Consider the following 22,775-nt stretch of genomic DNA (forward strand, 5'->3'; position numbering starts at 1 on the left):
GCTTTGCTTTTATTTATAAATAGTGAGACTATTTAGTCAAGATTCCGTTTTGATCAATTAGATACACTAATGAAGCCATTGTCGCAGCTCCAAGTTCTAGTTCTCTTTTGTTTATTGCATCAAATTTATCATTGGCTGCATGGTGATAATCAAAATAACGTTGTGAATCTGGTTTTAAACCTGCTTTTACAAGTGGTTTAGCCGATGTTAAATGTCCAATATCTGAACCACTATGTCCTTTTACAAAACTATGTATTAAATAAGGCTCAAATAAACCTTTGTAGCTTTCGATTTTCTTAAAGTTTTCATCGTCTGTCTCAAAAGAGAATCCTCTCGGACTAAATCCTCCTGAATCACTCTCTAAAGCAAAAATATGGTTCTCTTTATTTTTTTGCGCCATCTCTTCGTACATAGCGCCACCTTTACCTCCGTTTTCTTCGTTCATAAACAATACTACACGAATTGTGTTTTTAGGTTTGTATCCTAAATTTTTAAGGATACGAACTACTTCCATACTTTGCACTACTCCTGCTCCATCGTCATGAGAACCATCGGCTAAATCCCAAGAATCAAGATGTCCGCCTACAATCATAATGTTTTCTGGATGCTCTGTTCCTTTTATTTCTCCGATTACGTTATGAGATAATACATCTGGTAGTTGCTCACAAGATTGTTTAAAGTAGAATTTTAAGGTTGGGTTTTTCTTTAAAGATTTACTCAATAATTCTGCTCCATTTGTACTAATTGCAGCCGTTGGTATGTATTCTGATTTTGGTAAATCGCCATAACTTTGTGCCCCTGTATGAGGAAAATCATCTAATCTTAAATTCATCGAACGAACAATTGTTCCTACTGCTCCAAATTTAGCAGCTTCTTTTGCTCCTGCATATCTTTGATCTACACAACCTCCGTATGATTTAAATGTTTCTACATTTTCAGGATCCATTGGTCTGTTAAAGAATACAATTTTTCCTTTTACTTTATCTCCTAGTTCGTTTAGCTCTTTAATTCCCTTTACTTCGATTACCTCTGCGGTAATTCCAGTTTTTGGTGTAGCTATAGAACCTCCCAAAGCTGTAATTGGTACTACAGTTTTTGTTTTATTGTCTAAAATATAAGCTGTTTCTTTTTCTCCACGAACCCAATGTGGCACCATCACTTCTTGAAGATATACTCTGTCTAGTCCAATACTCTCTAATTGATTTTTAGTGTATTGTACTGCATCCGCAGCATTTTTTGTGCCAGATAGTCGCCCTCCGATATCATTGGATAGATATTCTAACCAAGTATAACATTTAGATTGGGTTAGCGCTGCTTTGTAAATTGATTTTAAATTTTGTTCATCTGGTGTTTGTGCAAACGACACCAATCCTGTTAAAAGAAAAACAGTTAATAAAGATGTTTTTTTCATTGGTTATATAGCATTTTGTATGGTTAATTATTCTGATTTTAACTTTATTCAAACCAGTTTCACAAAGGAACAAAATTCTTTACAACTCCGTGAAATTTTCCAGAACCTTTTCTGAAGATTAAATCTAAATTATTTTACTTCTATAATCTGATTTTTTTCTGCAATACCATTTTCATTAAAAGCTTCAATAGTAAAATAATACTTTGTTCCTTTATCTAAGCCTCTAAAATCATATGAACTTTCATTATAAACCATTATACTGTTGTATAATTTATCAGGAGCAATTCCGTAATAAATAGTATATCCTATTGCATCTGATTGTTTTTTCCATGAAATCATTGCATTACGAGAATCTGTAGCGCTTCTGTCTACTTTAAATTCAGAAACTGGTTTTGGTTTTTCTAACAATCCGTTTCCAAAAACTCTAAAATCTGAAACTGCAAATAATCCTGAAGCGTTATGAATGTTTACCATTTTTATATAACGTGCCTTGATTGGTTTTGTTAGTTCGACATAATCATGTGGTACATCTTTGTCATTTCGGGACTTATCTACAACCAAAGTCCAATTTACAGCATCATCAGACATAAAAATTTTATACTGATAATAAATATCCATTGCCTTATTGTATTGCGTTGCTTTATGATCAGCATAATTTATTTGCAGTGCATTTATTTGCATCTTTCTACCTAAATCTAGCTGTAACCATTCGCCTGGATTACTTGTTTTTGCCGACCAATAGGTCTGAATATCTTCATCGGTTAAATTACTAGCTCCGTAACAAAATTTCTCAAATACTTTTTTCCCTCCGTTATCAACTCTATGTGTTTGAACTTCCATACATTCTTCTGAAGAAGAAACCGTTACTGGCTTTTTATATGATAATAACATCCAACCTGCAGAAGCTCCTTTGGTTTGATCACGTTGTTTGGTCGGTAAGACTATCGGAAAATCACCATAAGATGTAATAGAGTACATTACATCATCTTTGTCAAATCCTGCCGGAAACATATCAATACGACGCTCAAAACGGTCTTTTATGGAGATTTTACATGTTCCTGTATTCCAATAATTCCCATAATTATCTGCAAAAGTATTTCCGTGTCCTGCTCCTATTACAAAACCTCCTGGTTTATATGACATCGGATTGTGTTTTTGATAAACAAATGGCCCTAACGGATTATCTCCCACATGTACTCCATTGGCATAACCTTTAAACTCAGTAGCTGGCGCTCCGTATTGCATATAATATTTTCCGTTGTGTTTGGTCATCCAAGCTCCCTCGATAAAATTCCCCCACGGCGCAGGTTCCATATCATTATTAGGTCCAAAACGTTCCCAACCATGATTTGCAGGATCTAAACCTACTACTTCTTTTATTTCGCCATATGGATGCTGAATATCCTCTACTTCGGTTGCTGCATATAGTTTGGCATAATCTGCCTGATTTCCTACTGGCAACCATGTTTTATAATCTACTTCGGTACCCACAAGTGGTAATTTTCCACTTGAACCATAGTATATATACACTTTTTTATCATCGTCCTGAAAAATTGCCGGATCCCAAGTTGGTAACATGGCAGTATCAACATGTCTTGTCCATCTACCCGATTTTGGGTTAGCTGTTTTCCAAATAGGATGGTCTTTTTTCCAGGTTGAACCTACATAAAATAAGGTGTCATTTACAACCCAAGCTGCTGGCGCACATTGATCATCATCGGCAGGACGTCTCTGAAAACTACCGTAAACAAATTCCCAATTGGACATATCTTTACTCCAAAAGAATCCTGCCTGATTCGTACCAAAAAGATAGTATTCGTTTTTATAGGTAATAATCACAGGATCTGCGCTCGAACGGCGTGATTCGGGGATTCCGTTATGGTTTTCGGTCGTGTAATTGTATCCAATATTTACTGGATTACAATATGTTGATGCTGGTTTATTTGGATCAAACCATTCCGTTTTTCCAATAAGGTTTGTTTTAGGTTCTGATGTATGAATTTTACATCCTACCAAAAGCAACAAAAGTGCTGCTAATGAATATAGTTTATAGTTAATTTTCATCATATCTTTTATATTTTACACATAATCTGGCTGAATCTTATTCTCTCAAAAAATCTATTTTTTAGTCTTTATTCTTTCGGCTAATAATTCTGGTTCGTTGGTTGTGATGTAGTCAAATTTGTTTTCAATAATCCAATCCATATCATCTACTTCATTAACAGTCCAAACATTTAGGCTTATCTTATTATCTTTTGCTTCTTTTATCCAATCCGGATGTTTTTTAAAAACTGAATAATGATAATCTACACCTGTAATATTATCTAGTTTTACTTCTTTAGGAGATTTATTTCCTTCTAGATATTGCAATGTAGTTTTTGAATCTACTTCTCTAATTTGTTTCAGGATTTCGTAATCAAAACTGATATATGTAGTTATTTTTTCAGCTTTAAGCTTCTTTACTGTTTCCACCACTTTCAAGGCAATTTTCTTCCCTCTTTCCTTGCTTACTCCCGAAGGTTTTATTTCGCAAACTAAAGTTGTGTGTTTATTATTTTTTTGTCCTTCCAGAATATACTCTCGTAAGGTTGGTAGCTTTTCTCCATTAGAGAGTTTAAACTTTATTAAGTCGGCATATTTTGTTTCTTCAACAATTAGTTTGTTATAATGAGGATCATGATTTATAACAAGAGAATCATCGACTGTCATGACTACATCAAATTCTGACCCTACCGCTTTTAAATCGATAGCATGCCTAAGTGCAGCTATAGAGTTTTCTGGTAAATTATTTTTTTTCCAAGCTCCTCGATGTGCAACAATTCCGTTTTTTGTAACATTACAAGAAGTGAAAACAAATATTGTTAGCATAAAAAATGCGCTTAATATTTTACTAGCATTCATTGTATAATTTTTTAAGGTTTAAAATAGTTAATAGGTAGCGAGTTTACTTAAAAACTACGCCATTTTAAGTTAAAAAAAAGGCCCTTCGAAACCAATAACGAAGGGCCAAACACGAATCAATCAAACCAACCAATTACTTGATTAACTCAAAACTAACTTTCTTCTCTGCATTTGAGTCAGTTCCAACAAATATGTCGAATTGTCCTGGCTCTGCAATAAATTTTAAGTCTGAATTGTAAAATTTCAAGTCTTCAACAGTAATTTCAAAATTCACAGTTCTTTTTTCTCCTTTTTTAAGGTCTATCTTTTGGAAACCTTTAAGTTCTCTTACTGGTCTTGTAACAGATCCTACTAAATCTCTTATGTATAATTGAACTACTTCTTTACCGTCATAATTTCCTGTATTTGTAACATCAACAGTAACATTTAGTTTTCCTGTGAAGTTCATTTTATCAGATGAAATTTTCAAGTTTGAATAGTCAAAAGTTGTATAACTTAATCCGTAACCAAAAGCGTATAAAGGCTCATTTCTTTCATCAATAAAGTTTGATCTGAATTTCTCAAATTTTCCTTCTTTGTTTACAAGTGGTCTTCCTGTATTTTTTTGGTTGTAATAAATAGGCACTTGTCCTACGCTTCTTGGGAATGTAGATGTTAATTTTCCTGAAGGATTCTCATCTCCAAACAAAACATCTGCAATTGCATGTCCTGCTTCACTTCCTGCAAACCAAACATTAAGGATAGCTGGAACTGTTTCGCTTTCTTCTTTTATTACTAACGGACGACCATCAAATAAAACTACAACAACAGGTTTTCCTGTTTTTAATAATGCTTGTAATAAATCTTTTTGTGCTTGTGGAATTTCTAAGTTAGTTCTACTACTACTTTCTCCGCTCATCTCTGCAGATTCTCCAATTGCAGCTACAATTACATCTGATTGTGAAGCAACTTTTAAAGCTTCTGCAAGTAATTCTTCCTTAGTTCTGTTATCACGGTGTAATGTTTTTCCAAACATTGTTGCTTTCTCTTCAAATTCAGCATCATAATCAAGATTACTTCCTTTTGCATAAAGTACGTTTGTTGATTTTCCTGCAACATCTTTAATTCCTGCTAATAATGATATAGCAGTTTTCATATTTGTAGCAACACTCCAAGTACCTGGCATATTTTCTTTGGCATCAGCCAATGGTCCAATTACTGCAATTGTTCCTGATTTTTTTAAAGGCAATAATTGATTTTCATTTTTTAATAAAACCAATGATTGTGAAGATATTTTTCTAGCTTCGGCTCTATGGCTTGCAGTAAAAATTTCTGTTTTAGCTCTTTTTGGATCACAGTATTTATAAGGATCTTCAAACAATCCTAAATCGTATTTTGCTTCAAGAATAAGACGCACAGCATTATCTAATTGTTCTATGCTTACTTTATTCTCTGCCAATGATTTTTTTAATGTAGTAAGGAATCCTTCTCCTACCATATCCATCTCTACACCTGCATTTAATGCTAATGCTGATACAGTTTGTAAATCACCCATTCCGTGATCGATCATTTCTGGAATTCCTGTATAATCTGTAACTACAAATCCTTTAAAACCCCATTCTTTTCTTAAAACATCGGTCATTAACCATTTATTTCCAGTTGCTGGAATTCCGTCAATTTCATTGAAAGATGCCATAACCGAACCTACTCCTGCATCAATAGCAGCTTTGTATGGTGGGAAATATTCATTATACATTCTTATTTTACTCATATCTACCGTGTTGTAATCACGTCCTGCTTCTGGCGCACCATATAAAGCAAAATGTTTTACACATGATAAAATAGTATTGTTTTTTGAAAGATCATGTTGTTGGTATCCATTAACCATTGCTTTTGCAATTTCACTACCTAAATACGGATCTTCTCCTGAACCTTCAGAAACTCTACCCCAACGTGGATCACGAGAGATATCTACCATTGGTGAGAATGTCCAGTTAATACCATCTGCACTAGCTTCTTGTGCTGCAATTTGAGCACTTCTTTCTATTGCTTTCATATCCCAAATACAAGATAATCCTAGTGGAATTGGGAATGTAGTTTCATAACCATGAATAACGTCCATACCAAAAAGCAAAGGGATTTTCAATCGGCTTTTTTCGACTGCAATCTTTTGTACTTCTTTTATCTTTTGAACTGATTTAATATTGAATAGTCCACCTACTTTTCCTTCTTCAATATTTTTAGCAACATTAGAACTATTAGCCTGACCAGTTGTTATATCTCCAGAAGTTGGTAAATTTAACTGTCCGATTTTTTCATCTACTGTCATTTTTGACATCAACTCTGAAACGAACTCTGATCTTGGCTTAATTTTTACAGTTTTTTTGGCTTCTTTTTTTTGAGCATAACTCAAAAAAGCACATCCTAAAAAGAGTATTACTAATTTGTTTTTCATTCTATGGGTTTTATTTATTTCTTACTTGTTTAAACATCCAGTCATAAACTTCCTGGTTGTCATATACTCTTGACCAGCTATCATGACCTGCATCATCAAAAATGGTCAACTCTACATTGCTATTACATTTTTTTAATTCTTTATAAATTGTAATCGCATAATCTATATTCACGACATCATCCATTAATCCATGGAAAATTCGTGTTGGTATTTTTGCAATTTTACAGGTTTGTTCTAATTGTATTAAATCTACAAACCCCGAAATAGGAACTATTGTTGCAAACATATCCGGATGTGCAAAAGCTAAATTCCATGTTCCCCAACCTCCTAAACTTAATCCTGTAACATAAATTCTATCTGAATCTATATTGTTTTCTTTCTGGATTTTTAAGATCAATCGGTATAAAACTTCTGCATCCCATTCTTCGCCTTCTGGACATTGTGGAGCAAGAACATAAGCATCGAGTTTGTGATCTTTTAAATACTTAAATGGACCGTGAATTTTTACTTTCTCAATATCGGTTCCTTTTTCGCCTGAACCATGAAGAAAAATTAGCAATGGTTTCTTCTCTTTTATATCCGCTGGAATATGCAATGCGTACCCTAGTTCATGTTTTTGAATGATTTCGGTTTTGATCTTCCCATTTACAGTTGTTTGAGCAAAAGAAATGAACGAAAATAATAGAGCTACTACTGCTAATTTATACTTCATATTAAAACTGTTTTCTAGAATCCGTATTTACCTGAGTGAAAACCTAATCCTATCAATCCTTGTTTAACCTCTGGAGCATTCATAAATAATTCCCATAATAAACCAGAACGATAGTTCTCTAACATAACCACTTCTGGACCTTGGTCTATCGCCAAATAGCGTTGAGCAGTCCAACCATATTGTAGACTACTAGCATCATAAAATCCTGCTACTCCCCAAGTATCTTTTTTATGATTTTCGTATAAATTACGCATCACTGCAATAGACTCTTTTGGTGTATAAACAATTGAGCTAATTGCTGCTGTTGGTGCAATAACTCCTACATCATTACTAGGCATATGTGCGTTGTAACCTGTCGTTCCGTCTGGGTTTCTAGAATAAGATGCAGTTAATCCCCAATAATCAGAACCGTATCCTTTAAATTTCTTAGGATTTTCTACACAATACTCATAATCGATCTTTACGTGATTTACATTAAGATCCCAATAGTTTGCATATTTATCAGTTAATTGGTTTGGATCAAGTCCAACATACGAATAATGTGCCCAAAATAAAGGACCTCCAAACTCTTCAGCTCCATTGTGTTTTAGAATTAGGGGAATATTATATTTGGTTTTATCCGTAACTATTCCCCCATTTCTTGCCCAACCTTCGTGGTATTCTTTCGGCGTAATTGGGTGTGTTGGCGAAGCTGCCGCCAATATGTAAGTAATTAAACATTCGTTATATCCTTCTAAAGGAAAATTCATTTGCCAATCGTAAGTAGGCGACCAATGCCAATACAAAAAATTCTTGTTATTTGTGTACCATTTCCAGTCTACCCCTTTCCAAAGTGCATCGTATTTTTCGGCGACTGCTTTTTCAGCGCTCGAACCGTTTTTTAAGTATTCACGAACCGTAATCATTCCGCTAACTAAAAATGAAGTTTCTACTAAATCTCCTCCATTATCTTTAGTTCCAAATGGTTTTACTTTTCCTGTATTTCCATCAATCCAATGTGACCAAGCTCCGTGAAAACGGTCGGCTTTAGCCAAGAAATCAGCTATTTTATTAAGTCTCTCTGTACCTTCTTTTTTTGTAATGTGACCTCTTGACATTCCAGACACAATTGCCATTAACCCAAAACCAGAACCTCCGGTCGTAACAACATTAGCATCATTTTCGGGATAAACCCCATCAGGATGATAGCGCTCTCTCGCCAATCCCGAGTTTGGTTCAGCATAGTCCCAGAAATACTTAAAAGTTTGTTTTTGCACTACATCCATAAGCTCTTCATCCGATAGTTTTACAACTGTGGGAGCTACAGTATTCTCTTTAGATTTGTCCATTTTTGATCCACAACCTAAAAAAACAAAAGCCATCAATAAAACTGAAATTCTAATCATTATAAAAATTTATGCAATTAATAAATATCACTTCCTCCATACTCTGGAGGAAGTGATTATTTGGTATTTTAGTAACCAGGATTTTGTTCTGACATCCCTTCAGCTATTCTAATAAATGAATCTGGTATAGGAAATAATTCATTTTTCCCTACAGTAAATACTTTCCCCTTAGGGAAATCTTTATTTTTATCTGCAGCAAAAGCATCCTTAGCTTGTCCAGTTCTAACTAGATCAAAAAATCTATCAAACTCAAAAGCTAATTCAACTCTTCTTTCTTTCCAAATTGCTTTTCTAACATCATCTTGACCTACTGCAGGAGAATCACCCAGTCCAGCTCTACGTCTGATTTGGTTCAACAAAGGAATAGCTTCCGAAGTCTGCCCCAACTCATTAAGTGCCTCAGCCTTCATCAATAAAACTTCACCATATCTCAAATACTTAATATTAGCATCTGTTTCCCAAGCATCTGTATAAGCAGAAGAATATGCTTTAAAGTTGTATCTTGGATTAAGAGTAGTATCTACCACTTTTTCACCTTTGTCATTCAATTTATATATCTGCGGAATTTCTCTCCCATCATATAAAGTTGTGCCTCTAAAAATGATAGTTGCATCTTTTCTTACATCACCCAATTCATAAGCATTTAATAAACTTTTAGAAGGCTGATTAAAGCCCCAACCGAATGAATCTCGTACACCTTGTGTATTAGAATATCCTGTAATTCCTCTTACAGGCACAGAACCTACACCATTTATTTCAAAAATAGATTCGGCATCATTCTCTCCTTCTAATCTAAACATTTTAGCATAATCCGGAACAATAATATAACCTGTAACCAGATTACAATTATCTACTACTTTTTGCCAATTTTTTTGGTACAGATTTACTTTTGCTAATAAGGCATAAGCTGCTCCTTTTGACGCTCTAGCTTTTTCATTCGAAGAATATGCCGATTTGTTTGGTAATACAGCTATTGCATCATTCAAATCTTTTTCAATAAAAGCATAAACCTCTACAGCAGTCTTACGAGTTAACTGCATTGCTTTATCTTCTGCAGATAATGGAATACTAGCCAAATGATCTACAATAGGAACTCCTCCATAACATTTAACCAAAGTAAAATACATGAAAGCTCTCAAAAATTTTGCTTCTCCCATTAATCTCTCTCTCAAAGCTGGATCCGCTTTATCAAGTTTAGGAAGAATAGCCAGAGCTTGATTACATCTGTTTATACCATCATAATTAGCATTGAACGTACTTTCTGCAGACGGATTTGATGAATTATAAGTTAATGCATCCAAAACATCTTTATCAGTACCTACATCACTTGGTGTAGAACCTTTATCTGCATCATCAGATGTTATACTAGCCAATCCAATCCAGCCAAACGAGCTCATATCCCAATCTAAAAACTTGCTATAAATTGCAGTTACAAATGTTTTTGCTCCGTTGTCATTATTAAACAATTCGATATCATCTGTAGAAACAGTTTCAGTTTGCTTAACATCTAAGTAATCATCTGCACATCCAGAAAAGAAAAATGCTGACAACACAAACATTGATATATATATTTTTTTCATAATATTAAAATTTTAAATTAGCACCAAAAACAAAAGATCTTAGTGAAGGATAAGCATCCAACTCAATACCTTGAAGCTTATAAGGATCTCCATCACCATTTAATTCTGGAGAAAAACCAGAGAATTTTTGAGTGATGAATGGATTAATTGCATTTACATATAATCTACAAGAACTAATAAACTGATCTTCTTTAAGAGGTAGTTTGTAACCAAAAGTTATATTATTGATTCTAAAGAAATCTCCAGACTCCATATAATAAGTAGAAGCTACAGGAGTTGTGTTAAATGGTCTAGGATTTAAAGACGTTTTGTTAGTTGGACTCCAATAATCTTTTGTAGCAGAAGCTTCTATATTTTCACCTCCAAAATGTTGTGCCTTTTTACCATTGTATACTTTTGCTCCTCCAGTACCATATCCATCAACTGATAAATCGAAGTTTTTGTAAACAACGCCTAATGAAACACCATAATTTGAAGTTGGTAAAATTGAACCTGAATATTTTTTATCATTAGTAGCAGATAAAGCATCTTGAGTTACTTTTTGACCACTAGCTGTATAGTACAACATATCTCCATTTGCTGGGTCTATACCTGCATACTCATAGAGATAAAAACTCCCTAATGGCTGACCAACGGAATTATTATACAATAATTTAGTATCAATACCATTACCTAAATTACCTCCAATTACTTGTGATAACGATACGTCCTTTAAACCTGTAAGTTTATTTTGATTATGAGAGAAATTACCTCCAACCCAATAACTTAAATTATCAGTAATTTTATCATCCCAACGTAAAGAAATTTCATATCCTTTATTTGAAACTTCACCAACGTGAGAAGGTGATGCTACAGTAATACCTGAAGTTGGAAATGGTTTTACATTTAAAATAACATTGTTAGTCGTTTTGTCATAAACATCAAACGTTCCTTTTAATCTGCTTCCTAATAATTCAAAATCAAGACCAGCAGAAAGTTCTTCTGTTATTTCCCATGTCAAACTAGGGTCAATTTGTGAAGTGATGCTAGTACCCTCATTTAATATTGAGCCTCCTAAATAACTATTAAGTCCAGAAGCATACGCTTGGTTATTTAATGGTACGTTTTGATTACCTAATTTACCCCAACTTCCTCTTAATTTTATCAAATCCACTCCTTTTATATCCTTCAAGAAGTTTTCTTTCGTCATAATCCAACCTAAACCTACCGATGGAAAAGTTCCCCAACGATAATCTTTAGCAAAATTTGAAGATCCATCACGTCTAATTGTTCCCGTTAACAAATATCTATCCATTAATTTATATTGAAACCTACCAAAATAAGAAGCTAGTTTGCTTTCATTAAATGTCACATCATATAAACTGGTCACAGTACCAACATAATCAACTCCATGTCCTTCTTTTGAATCATTTAAAGACCAATAATTAGAATCAGGACTTACGTTTTTTCTAGCGATAGTTAATTTCTCTCTAGGCCCTTTTACAGATGTTTCAATACCTGCTGTAAGCTCTACATCATGGATATTTCCAAAAACTTTATTATAGGTTAAATAGTTAGATAAGTTCCAGTTAAAATATTGTTCTCTACCTCTTGTTAATAAATTGATATTTGATGTAGATAAATACTGAGATTCAAGACGAGTTGGATTAGCTGCTAACCAGATGTTTTTAGTATCCTCATAGTTATACTGCTTCCAAGAATAATATTCTCCGTTAAATTGCGACGTGAATTTTAATCCTTTAATGATATTATAATCTAATTTTAATCCTCCTTGTAAAGTAATGCTTCTTTGTTGCTCATTATAAAAATCTAATTGAGCTACAGGATTTCCAACATTATTAATTGAGTTACCTGTTGGACTTGCAATACCATTACCATCAACAAAAGGAACACCATATTTACCATTAGAAAAATAAACTGGAATAAGTGGTGCTTGTTTATATGCATTTGTAAAAGCACTTAAGGGTTTTGGTGATGAATTAGCTGAAGTAAAACTAAAATTTTGATTTAATGTTACTTTCTTAGAAATTTTATATTCATTATTATTTCTAAAGTTAGTACGACTATAATCTAAACCATTTAAAATTGCTTTTTCCTGATAGTTACCTGCACTAAAAAAGTACTTCACATTCTCTGAAGCACCAGAAATAGAAATATTATTTTGAGTATAAGATCCTGTTCTTGTAATTTCATCAAACCAATCTGTGTTTACAGGTTGATCCGTTGCAAATTTATTAGTCCCTAAAGCAACATTCGAATATGCCGCATATTGAGCACTATTTGCCATTTTTACTTTTTTAAGAGGTGTTCTCATTCCTGCAAAACTTTCAATTTCTACAGAAACTTTATCACCTTTTCCTTTTTTAGTGGTAATAATTATTACCCCATTTGCTGCTCTTGTACCATAAATAGCCAAAGAAGATGCATCCTTTAATATTTCGTAAGAAGTAATATCGTTTGTATTGATATTATTGATATTATCAGTAGGCATACCATCAACAATATATAATGGAGATCTTCCTCCCAATGCAGTACCTAAACCTCTAATAACAACAGAAGGTGTACTTCCTGGTAAATCAGACGAAATAACCTGAACCCCTGCTGCTTTACCTTGTATTGCCTGTGAAGCATTCAAAACTTTTGTTTTCGTAATTTCCTCTGCTTTTATAGAAGTAATAGCCGAAGTATTATCTATTTTCTTTCTTGTTCCGTATCCAATAACTACAACTTCTTTTAAAGCGGTATCTTGAGATTCTTTTAAAACAATACTCATAGGAGTTGAAGTTGCTTTAATAGTCGAAGCTTCAAAACCAACCATGCTAATTTTTAATGTCTCGCCTACTTTGGCTTTAATTTCAAAATTACCATCAAAATCTGTGTCTGTTGAAGTTCTAGATTCTGTGGCAACGACCATTGTTCCTGGAATTGCCATACCCTGTGAATCCAAAACCTTACCTTTAATTACTTGACCAGACATATATGCTGGAAGTAGAATGAGCGCTAATAAGCTAAAAATAAGATTTCTCATATATTAATAAATTGTTAAAGTTAGTTTGTCAAACTTAGATAATTACAACGTTATAGTGCGTTAAATAGAAATACTACATGACTACATCAAAACAGCAAAAAAACACGTTAAGTTAATGGTTTTTAATAAATTACAAAAACACAAAAACACCATTACACATCATGTTGATGTAGTAATGATGTATTGTTATATGATAAAATTTAAAGTTAAATAATATATTATCCCTAAAAAAACAGGGTGTTTTTATATATTTAATAGAAAATTAGAAAGGTTTTCGTCCTGTACAAGGTTCAATTTCTTCCTTAATCGATAACGATGTAGTTCTACTCCTCTAAATGAGATGTTCATTAGAGGTGCAATCTCTTTTGAGGAAAGATTCATTTTTAGGTAAATGCAAAGCTTAATATCCTTTGAAGTCAGGTTAGGATATTTTTGAGAAAGTGTTGTGATAAACTCGTTGTGTATCTGATTCAGGTTATTTTCAAAAGTTTCCCACTCGTGTTTATTAACAGCATTTATTTTAATCGCTTTCTTTATCTCGCTTTTGAGTTTATTAAAATCTGCTTCAGAATCTAGAATGCCTTGTATCTTTTCAATCATTTCGCTTTGCTTGGCAATAGAAAGTGATTTACCTGCTACCTCTGATGATTTAGTTTGTAACTCTAGTTCAAGAATATGTTTTTGGTACTCCTGACTATTTAAATCATTCTCGGCTTTCAATTCCATTTCCAGAATTTTCTTTTGATGTCTTAGCTCTTCTTCTCTTAATTCAAGTTTTTGTAAGTAGCGTATGTTATTCCATTTATAATAGATATACAAAACAACACCTATAATAGACAAATACAACAAAAGCATCCAAGCAGAAAGATACCATGGTTTTGCAACTACAAATTCAAAATTTGCAATCTTACTATAACTTAAACCATCATGATTAAATATTTCGACATCGTGAGAACCGCTATTTAAATTGTTCAAAACAATTAAACCGTCTTTTATGGGAATAAATTTATTTTCTCCATTAATTTTATAAGACAAATTTGGTTTTGATGCCCCAAATATTCCTGAGATTACATTTATTTTTAATTCGGTATTATAATTTATACTCGAATTATTCTCTATCAAGTTTTCGTTATTAAACGCCTCAACCTCTAAATTTAGTTTTTCTTTATTGATGTCTTTTAATTGAAAAGAAATAAAACCATCATCCAGATTTAATAAATAGTTATTGTTATTTTTAAAAATATTCAGATTATCATTAATTATTTTACCCTTATAATATTTCTCTTGAATACTGTTCCAGATAAATTTATTGCCATTTGCATAAATGTGATACAAAAACCCGTCTTGTAGCAATATAAAATGACTTTCGTCAATAGCAGCTACATCAGAAATATTACTAAAATTCGAATTAAAAAGTTCGTTTTTCTCTAATTGATTCGCTATCGAATTATAAGTGTACCACGTTTTATTTATTAAGAAGAGTATTTCCTTTCTAAACTCAAATATTTTTACACCAAAATCATTTTTAATTTTACTGTGTTGCGTAACGTTTTCTACCTTTTTTGTCTCGTAATCGTCATTATATAAAATTCTATACAAACCTCTATAATTATCAGCTGCCCAAACTTCATTTTTTTTATTTTGAGCTACATATTTTATAGGTTTCTTTAATCCGTTTAAGATAACTTTTTCATCTAAGTTATTAATGTCTTTATACACAACAACTCCGCTGTATGTTGCTTGAAAATAAGAATTACCAATACTACTCTTAGTCAAATTCCAACCACCATTTGTTGTATTTAATTTAGAAAACTGTCCATTTTCATACAAGAATGTTCCTTCGTTATGACCAATAAAGTATTTAGAACCTATTTTACTTATATTCCAAGCCTGACCTTGACTATTAGGAATCAATGAGAGCTTTTTATCTACATATTTAAAAACACCGTGGTTAGATGCCATTAAATATCCCTTCTCGATGTTTACAACTGAATATACTGATCCTAAAACTCCCGAATTATCATAAAAAATAGATACTGGCGAAGTAACTTCAATATGCGCTATTCCGTTATCGAGTCCCAACCATAAATCATTTTCTTTATCCAGCCCTATACTTAAGATAGAATTGTTCATCAATACATTTTTTCTATTGATGTTTTTAAAAGAATTATCATTAAAGTCAAACATATAAATCCCGTCTCCGGCAGTTCCAATTATAAGTTTGTTATTTTTTAAAAATCGGGCAACATTTATATTGGCACTTTTTAGGATTCCATTTAATGGATTATTCCAGGCAATTAAAGTTCCCTTATCTTCTACAAAAATTCCGTTTTTATGTGTAAAAATGTATGTCTTATTCTTATACTTTTCGATCGCATGAATAACATTATTTTTTAAGGAATTCCACCCTTTTACTGGACTTAATTTATCTCCTTTTAGAACATAAACACCATGTTCTACAGAAGCTACAAGCAACTGATTATTGATAATAAAGCAATAGGATATTAAAAACGGTAGTTTAGTTTTCTTGATTTTTTTTCCATCATAAGCAAAAACTTGATTAAATGATTGAAAGTATATTACATCATTAAATTTAAAAATCTTCCATACTTCTTCATTTTCATTTTCATCAAATACTCCCCTATTTTTAGAGATAGAAACATACTTCATTTTTCCATCTTCTCTATACCAATAACCAAACTCTTTATAGGAACCTGAATAAATCTTATCTCCTTCGACCATAATCGAGCGAATGATGGTCTTGTTTGGCAAGGTATATTTTTCCCAAACTACTCCATTATAACGCACCAAATAATGATTGTTTGCAAAATACATTGCATTATCATTTCCTTGTGCAACACTCCATATCTGATTATCACCTTCGTAATTAGATTTATTATAGTTTTCTACAAAAGGGAGTAACTCTTGAGCATGAACCTGTAACGCTATAAAAATAAGGAAAAGTGATTTAAGAAGATTTGATTTCAAAATATTGGTATTTATCATCAAATATAATCACATTTATTCAAATTTTCATATAAAAAAAGCCTCTCGATGAGAAGCTTTTTTTATAAAATAATGTGTTATATCTAGTTTTTAAGCAAATGATGAACTTGATTTGCAATTTCAAATTCTTCATCTGTAGGGATTACTAAAATTTTGGTTCTAGACGCTTCTGTATTGATTTCGCGATTAGATTTAGAACGAATTTCATTTTTCTCATTATCTAATTCAATTCCAAAAAACTCCATATCGGTACAAACTAATTTTCGCATATAAGATGAATTCTCCCCTATTCCTGCAGTAAAAACAATAGCATCTAAACCATTTAAAACAGCTGTATAAGAACCTATATATTTTTTTATTCGATAAGCATTCATTGCCAATGCCAATTGGCATTCTTTATTACCTTTTTCTGCTTGAGCCTCAATATCTCTTAAGTCGCTAAAACCTGTAAGACCAAGCATTCCGCTTTGTTTTTGGAGTATTGTATTAATCTCTTCTAATGAATAATTTAAGGTATTTTTCATATAGAAAATTATCGAATGATCAACATCACCAGCACGTGTTCCCATTATTAAACCATTAGCAGGTGCAAATCCCATTGTATGGTCAATACTCTTACCATCTTTAACCGCTGTCATACTACAACCGTTACCTAAATGTATTGTAATGATATTTTTACCTTTTGTATCAGTATGTTTCTTCAAGTATTTAATAGCATTCTCCGAAACATATTTATGACTTGTTCCATGAAAACCATACATACGTATTTTATTCTCTGTCAAAAGCTTGTCAGGAATAGCGTATTTGTGGGCTACAACTGGTATTGTTTGATGAAAAGCAGTATCAAAAACTGCAATTTGTTCCGCTGTATCAAAAATTTCTTCGGCAACATTTATTCCTTCAAGATTTGCAGGATTGTGTAATGGTGCTAATTCAAAAAGTTGCTTGATTTTGGCTTTTATTTTTTCATCAATCTTAACTGTTTTGGTAAATTCACTTCCGCCATGAACCACACGATGTCCTACAGCATTAATCTCTGAAGTACTTTTTATAACGCCTGTTTCTTTATTTAAAAGTAAGCTGGCTACCTTTTGTAATCCTATTTTATGTGTTGCAATTGGCAAAATTTCTTCAAAAGAAACATCTTTTGTTTTATATGTTACATTCGAACTTTCTAAACCAATTCTGTCAATCATACCAGAACAAATCACTTCATTTGCTGGCATTTTCATTAATTGATATTTTATAGAAGAGCTTCCTGAATTTAAAATTAATATTTTCATTGTTATTTTTTTAGGTGCTAAGGCACTAAGTTTCTAAGTTCCTTTTTTTTTATAAGCTTAGTTTTTTTTTTACATATTTTTAATTAATTACAATCCTTGCGCCTGAATTGCTGTAATAACAACTGTATTTATAATATCATCTACGGTACAACCTCGGCTTAAATCATTTACAGGCTTATTTAATCCTTGCAACATTGGCCCAATTGCCAGTGCTCCTGTTTCTCGCTGTACTGCTTTATAGGTATTGTTTCCTGTATTTAAATCAGGGAAAATAAGTACGCTTGCTTGTCCTGCAACTTCAGAATCTGGCATTTTACTTTTACCAACGCTTCTATCTACGGCAGCATCATATTGAATTGGCCCTTCAATTTTTAAATCAGGACGTTTTTGTTTAACAATTTCAGTAGCAGCTCTTACTTTCTCAACCTCATCTCCTTTACCAGAAGTACCGGAAGAATAAGATAACATGGCTATTTTTGGTTCTATCCCAAAAGCTGCGCTAGAATCTGCTGATGAAATGGCGATTTCTGCCAATTGTTCTGCCGTTGGGTTAGGATTTATAGCACAATCTCCAAACACCGAAACACGGTCTTCTAAACACATAAAAAACACCGATGAAACTACAGATGAGTTTGGTTTGGTTTTAATAAACTGTAAAGCGGGTAATATTGTATGTTGGGTTGTATGTGCAGCACCAGAAACCATTCCGTCAGCATGTCCTTTATAAACCATCATCGTTCCAAAATAAGAAACATCCTCCATTAAATCTCTTGCCATAGTAATGGTCACATTCTTATTTTTCCTAAGCTCATAATAGGTATTTGCGTAGTCTTCATAAAATGGAGATTCTATTGGATTTATAATTTTAATTTTCAAAAAGTCAAAAGTAATTCCTAATTCAGCCACCTTACTTTCTATTTGTTTTTTATCTCCAATTATCGAAATATCAACAACATCCATCGCTAATAATCTCGATGCAGCAATAATAATACGCTCATCGCTTCCCTCTGGCAAAATAATATGTTTACGATGTTTTTTGGCTCTGGTTACCAAGTTATACTGGAACATTTTTGGTGTCATTCCTTCTGCCACAAAAGTGATTAGTTTCTCAGATAAACTATCTAAATCAACATATTTTTCAAATGTATTAATTGAAGTTTCTATTTTATGCTCATTATTTGCATAAATTTTCGATTTAACAGCACCAATTTGGTTCGTAATATTATACGTTCCACCTTCTACTGAAATAATAGGAACAATAGGCGAAAGTCCTTCTATTAACTTCAAAATACTCTCTTCGGGAATAATATTTCCTGTAAGTACGATCCCCGATATCGTAGGATAATTGGCCGATTCATTAGCCTGTAAAGCACCTAATATAATATCGGCACGATCACCAGGAGTAATAACTAAACTATTTTCTTTTAAATGCATTAGATAATTATGCAATTGCATCGCTCCTACACTAAAATGTCCCGTTTGATTATTTAAATGTGCAGCTCCAAATAAAACCTTAGCATCTAGTTCATTTACAATTTCCTGAACTGTTGGATTATTCAAGCTCGAAATAACCGGGATAGCATTAACCAAAACACTTTCTGGAAGGCTTTTTTTCAATCCTGAAGTTACCAATTCAACATTCTCAATTTGAACTTTATTTGCAATTACCGCTAGAACTTCTACCTCTTTTATTTTAAAAGAATTATATACCAGAGAAAGGTTATCTACCAATTCATCTAATGTTTTACCAATTCCTGAACCAAGGATAATAGTTGGAATTCCTAAATTTTTAGCAATTAATACATTTGTATCCAGTTCTATTACTGTTCCTTCTCCTGTAAAGCTAGTTCCTTCGACTAATACAAAATCAAAACGCTCTTCGAGACGTTTGTATTTTTCAATTATTAAGTCTAATACTTCTCCTATTTTGCCTTTATTCTTCTTCTTGATTAATTTACTTTTTGTGATAGCAAATGCATCTTCAAATTTAATGTCTAGATTAAAATGTGTAATCACAGTTTCGATATGATTATCCAATTCTCCGTCGATAAAATCCTCAACAATGGGTCTAAAATAGCCCACTTTGGCAGTTTTCCCCATCAACATACTCATTAACCCTAAAGTAATAATCGACTTACCACTATTCTGCTCGCTTGTTGCTATATATACTGCTTTACTCATAATTTTATTGTTTAAAAAACATCTAAAAATAGTCTAGATCCTATATTTTATTTATTAAAAATAGTTTTAATTAAATCGGCATTCATCTTATAAATCCTTTCAATTAAAAAGAAACAAAATTAGAGAAATTGCCCCTTACTACAACTGACATTTGTCATATCAAGGACAATATTGTCCTCTATTAATTTTATCCGTAATTACAGGCCAACTAAGGAACGACAGTTAATTCACTATCAGCTATTAACCCTAAAACCACCTTCTTTTTTTAAAATAAATTATTAACGCAATTACCAATAAAAACATTCCAATCATAACAGAATAATATCCATATTGATATTTAAGTTCTGGTATATTTTCAAAGTTCATTCCATACACTCCAACTATAAAAGTAAGTGGTATAAATATTGCCGAAATTATGGTCAATGTCTTCATAATTTCATTCATTTTACGGCTTTGCGCCGAAAAATAGAAATTAGAAGCACTTTCTAATGAACTCATATCCGACTCTATTTGCTCTAAAAGTTCTAAGCTTTTTTGATGTAAACGTGCAAAAAAACTAAAATTTTCCTTTTCGATTCCATTAAATGTATTGTCGTCTTTTATACTTTTTATATCATACAAAGAATCTCTAAGTGGTATAATAGAGCGTTTTAAAAAATTGAAATTATCGCGGTGTTTTTCTATTTCCTCAAGAATAGCAGGATTAGTATCTCCTTTAGTAATATTAATCAATTCTTCTACTTTATTTTCTTCATCTTCGAGTGTGATATAAAAATTTTCCATCACAGCATCTAATAATAAATAAAGCAAGTAATCTACTTTTTTGGTTCGTACAATTCCTGCATGTTGCCTAATACGTTCGCGAATGTGTGTAAAGAAATCACTTCGTTTTTCCTGAAAAGAGATTAAAATACCGTCTTTGATTATAAAACTAATCTGCTCTACACTAATATTATCCGAATCTTCAGAAGGTAAAAGAGATTTTATATTAAAAAAGAGTATTTCTTGTTGTTCTTGTAGTTTAGTCCTTTTTGTAGTATTGAGAATATCAGCAAGCATAAAGCCGTCTACTTTAAAATATTCTCCAATAGTCTTAATAAGATCTATATTATTTAAACCATGAATATTTAGCCAATTATTTTTAGTGTAATCGATACACGCATTTAAAGCTAATATATTGAAATTCTCATATTCGGTGATTTCTAAATCATCGTAAACAAAAAGTTGCATTTCCGACTGAGTGTCTTTATGCCGACCTGTATATTCTAAAGAATAGGGTTGTAGTTTTCGGCCTTTTTTGTATTTTATTTTTCTCATTCAATAAATGATTTATATAGTAATATTACAAAAAAGTTTTTTAAAACATGGCTACATTACCAATTTTGGCATTACTAAAGTAAAATTCTAATTTATTTAAGAATTGAATAAAGTAGGTTATTACTTTACTTTCATTTCCATAATAAAGTCTTCCATTAAATACCCGTGATCTAGCTCAATATCAGCTTCGGCTACAATTTCGAATCCCATTTTTTTATAAAAAGAAGCTGCTTTATTAAATCTATTTACATTCAGAGTAACGATATCTGCTTCTTTTTCTTTGGCTGCAGCCACAACAACATCAATTAATATTTTCCCCATACCTTTCCCTTGTGCTTCTGGAAGCAAATACAGTTTATTTAAGCGTGTAGCATTCTTGTCTTGATAATTATGTTGATATCCAGCATAACCAAGGCAAAAATCATCCTCGTAAGCCATAGTAAAAATATGTCCGTTACGAATGCTTTCTTCTAAAAGGGCTGGCTCATAAAATTTGTCCAGCATATAATCAAGTTGTTCTTGAGATAGGATTTCGCCATAAGTATTAGGCCAGGTTTTAAATGCAATTTCTCTTATTGTAGGTATATCTGTTGCTGATGCTGTTTTAAGTGTAATCATTTTTTTAGACTTCTTAGATTATTAGACTGACTTAGATTGTTAGACTTCTTAGATTGTTAGATTTCTTAGATTTTTAGACTATATGGATAATTGGAATGTCCTTCGACTCCGCACAGGATGACACTAAACACTGTTACTGAAACTGAAACTGAAACTGAACACTGAGACTGAATACTGTGACTTAATACTGTGACTTAATACTAATCTTACCCGTGAATCGTCTCTCCTTTTCCGTAATTGGTAATTATTGATTCTTCGTAGGCAAGCCATTCTCTCCAACGTTTCTCTACATCAATCCCAACTCCGTATTTTCTGGCATAAGTAATAAAAGTGGTATAATGCCCTGCTTCACTTTCCATCAAATCTCTATAAAAAACAGATAATTCTTCGTCATTGATGTTTTCCGAAAGTACCTTAAAACGTTCGCAGCTTCTTGCCTCAATCATCGCCGAGAATAGTAATCTTTCGACTAAGCTAGAAACACGACTTCCGTCACCGCTTTTCTTCATATATAAATACAATTCATTTACATAATCGTCTTTGCGCTCACGACCAAGTTTTAATCCTCTTTTGATGATGATATTATGTACTTGCTCAAAATGGTCAATTTCTTCTTTGGCTAGAGCCAATAAATCCTTAACTAAATCTTGATGCTCTGAGTTATTCGTAATTATCGTGATAGCGTTTGTTGCAGCTTTTTGTTCGCACCAAGCATGATCCGTTAATATCTCTTCAATATTTTTCTCTACGATATTTACCCATCTTGGGTCAGTTGGTAACTGTAATCTTAATACACCCATTTTTCTTTTTGTTTAATGTTTAAAAAAGTATTTAAAGTTAGGGCTGGAAGTAAAAAAGTTTAAAGTTTAAAACTTTTGTGATAGCTTTCGATATCAACAAAACCTTAAACTTTAAACCT

General features: G+C 32.4%; 14 protein-coding genes. All 14 read right to left on the reverse strand.

Going from position 1 to position 22,775, the window contains the following annotated elements:
- Window positions 1–28: 28 nt before the first annotated feature.
- Window positions 29–1,411: a M20/M25/M40 family metallo-hydrolase gene (locus ACJ6WR_RS01740; RefSeq protein ID WP_409416886.1), complete on the reverse strand. Its 1,383-nt coding sequence runs from the start codon at window positions 1,409–1,411 to the stop codon at window positions 29–31.
- Window positions 1,412–1,540: 129 nt separating this feature from the next.
- The gene (locus ACJ6WR_RS01745) at window positions 1,541–3,478 is read right to left on the reverse strand and encodes a discoidin domain-containing protein (protein WP_409416887.1); all 1,938 of its coding nucleotides are present in this window, start codon (window positions 3,476–3,478) and stop codon (window positions 1,541–1,543) included.
- 51 nt (window positions 3,479–3,529) lie between these two features.
- Complete coding sequence (locus tag ACJ6WR_RS01750; RefSeq protein ID WP_409416888.1) at window positions 3,530–4,312, reverse strand: glycerophosphodiester phosphodiesterase family protein; 783 nt, start codon at window positions 4,310–4,312, stop codon at window positions 3,530–3,532.
- A 133-nt stretch (window positions 4,313–4,445) separates the two neighbouring features.
- Window positions 4,446–6,746, reverse strand: a complete 2,301-nt coding sequence (bglX, locus tag ACJ6WR_RS01755; RefSeq protein WP_409416889.1) for a beta-glucosidase BglX — start codon at window positions 6,744–6,746, stop codon at window positions 4,446–4,448.
- Between the two features lie 10 nt (window positions 6,747–6,756).
- Window positions 6,757–7,458 carry a prolyl oligopeptidase family serine peptidase gene (locus tag ACJ6WR_RS01760; RefSeq protein WP_409416890.1) on the reverse strand — a complete coding sequence of 234 codons (702 nt, stop codon included), beginning with the start codon at window positions 7,456–7,458 and terminating at the stop codon, window positions 6,757–6,759.
- Between the two features lie 14 nt (window positions 7,459–7,472).
- Entirely contained in the window at window positions 7,473–8,843 is a 1,371-nt protein-coding gene (locus ACJ6WR_RS01765) for a glucoamylase family protein (protein ID WP_409416891.1), read from the reverse strand.
- Between the two features lie 68 nt (window positions 8,844–8,911).
- Window positions 8,912–10,423: a RagB/SusD family nutrient uptake outer membrane protein gene (locus ACJ6WR_RS01770; protein WP_409416892.1), complete on the reverse strand. Its 1,512-nt coding sequence runs from the start codon at window positions 10,421–10,423 to the stop codon at window positions 8,912–8,914.
- Window positions 10,424–10,427: 4 nt separating this feature from the next.
- Complete coding sequence (locus tag ACJ6WR_RS01775) at window positions 10,428–13,451, reverse strand: SusC/RagA family TonB-linked outer membrane protein (RefSeq protein ID WP_409416893.1); 3,024 nt, start codon at window positions 13,449–13,451, stop codon at window positions 10,428–10,430.
- Between the two features lie 243 nt (window positions 13,452–13,694).
- The gene (locus tag ACJ6WR_RS01780) at window positions 13,695–16,439 is read right to left on the reverse strand and encodes a histidine kinase (protein ID WP_409416894.1); all 2,745 of its coding nucleotides are present in this window, start codon (window positions 16,437–16,439) and stop codon (window positions 13,695–13,697) included.
- Window positions 16,440–16,540: 101 nt separating this feature from the next.
- On the reverse strand, window positions 16,541–17,740 hold the full coding sequence (locus ACJ6WR_RS01785) for an acetate/propionate family kinase (protein WP_409416895.1): 1,200 nt from the start codon (window positions 17,738–17,740) through the stop codon (window positions 16,541–16,543).
- Window positions 17,741–17,827: 87 nt separating this feature from the next.
- A complete protein-coding gene (gene pta, locus ACJ6WR_RS01790; protein WP_409416896.1) occupies window positions 17,828–19,921 on the reverse strand; it encodes a phosphate acetyltransferase in 2,094 nt (697 codons plus the stop codon).
- Between the two features lie 246 nt (window positions 19,922–20,167).
- Window positions 20,168–21,238, reverse strand: coding sequence for a magnesium/cobalt transporter CorA (gene corA / locus ACJ6WR_RS01795; RefSeq protein WP_039118308.1), 1,071 nt, complete (start codon window positions 21,236–21,238; stop codon window positions 20,168–20,170).
- A 120-nt stretch (window positions 21,239–21,358) separates the two neighbouring features.
- Complete coding sequence (locus ACJ6WR_RS01800; protein WP_039118307.1) at window positions 21,359–21,856, reverse strand: GNAT family N-acetyltransferase; 498 nt, start codon at window positions 21,854–21,856, stop codon at window positions 21,359–21,361.
- A 206-nt stretch (window positions 21,857–22,062) separates the two neighbouring features.
- A complete protein-coding gene (locus ACJ6WR_RS01805; protein WP_039118306.1) occupies window positions 22,063–22,656 on the reverse strand; it encodes a tRNA-(ms[2]io[6]A)-hydroxylase in 594 nt (197 codons plus the stop codon).
- Window positions 22,657–22,775: the final 119 nt, after the last annotated feature.

This window comes from Flavobacterium sp. PS2 (assembly GCF_046250155.1).
Classification (GTDB): domain Bacteria; phylum Bacteroidota; class Bacteroidia; order Flavobacteriales; family Flavobacteriaceae; genus Flavobacterium.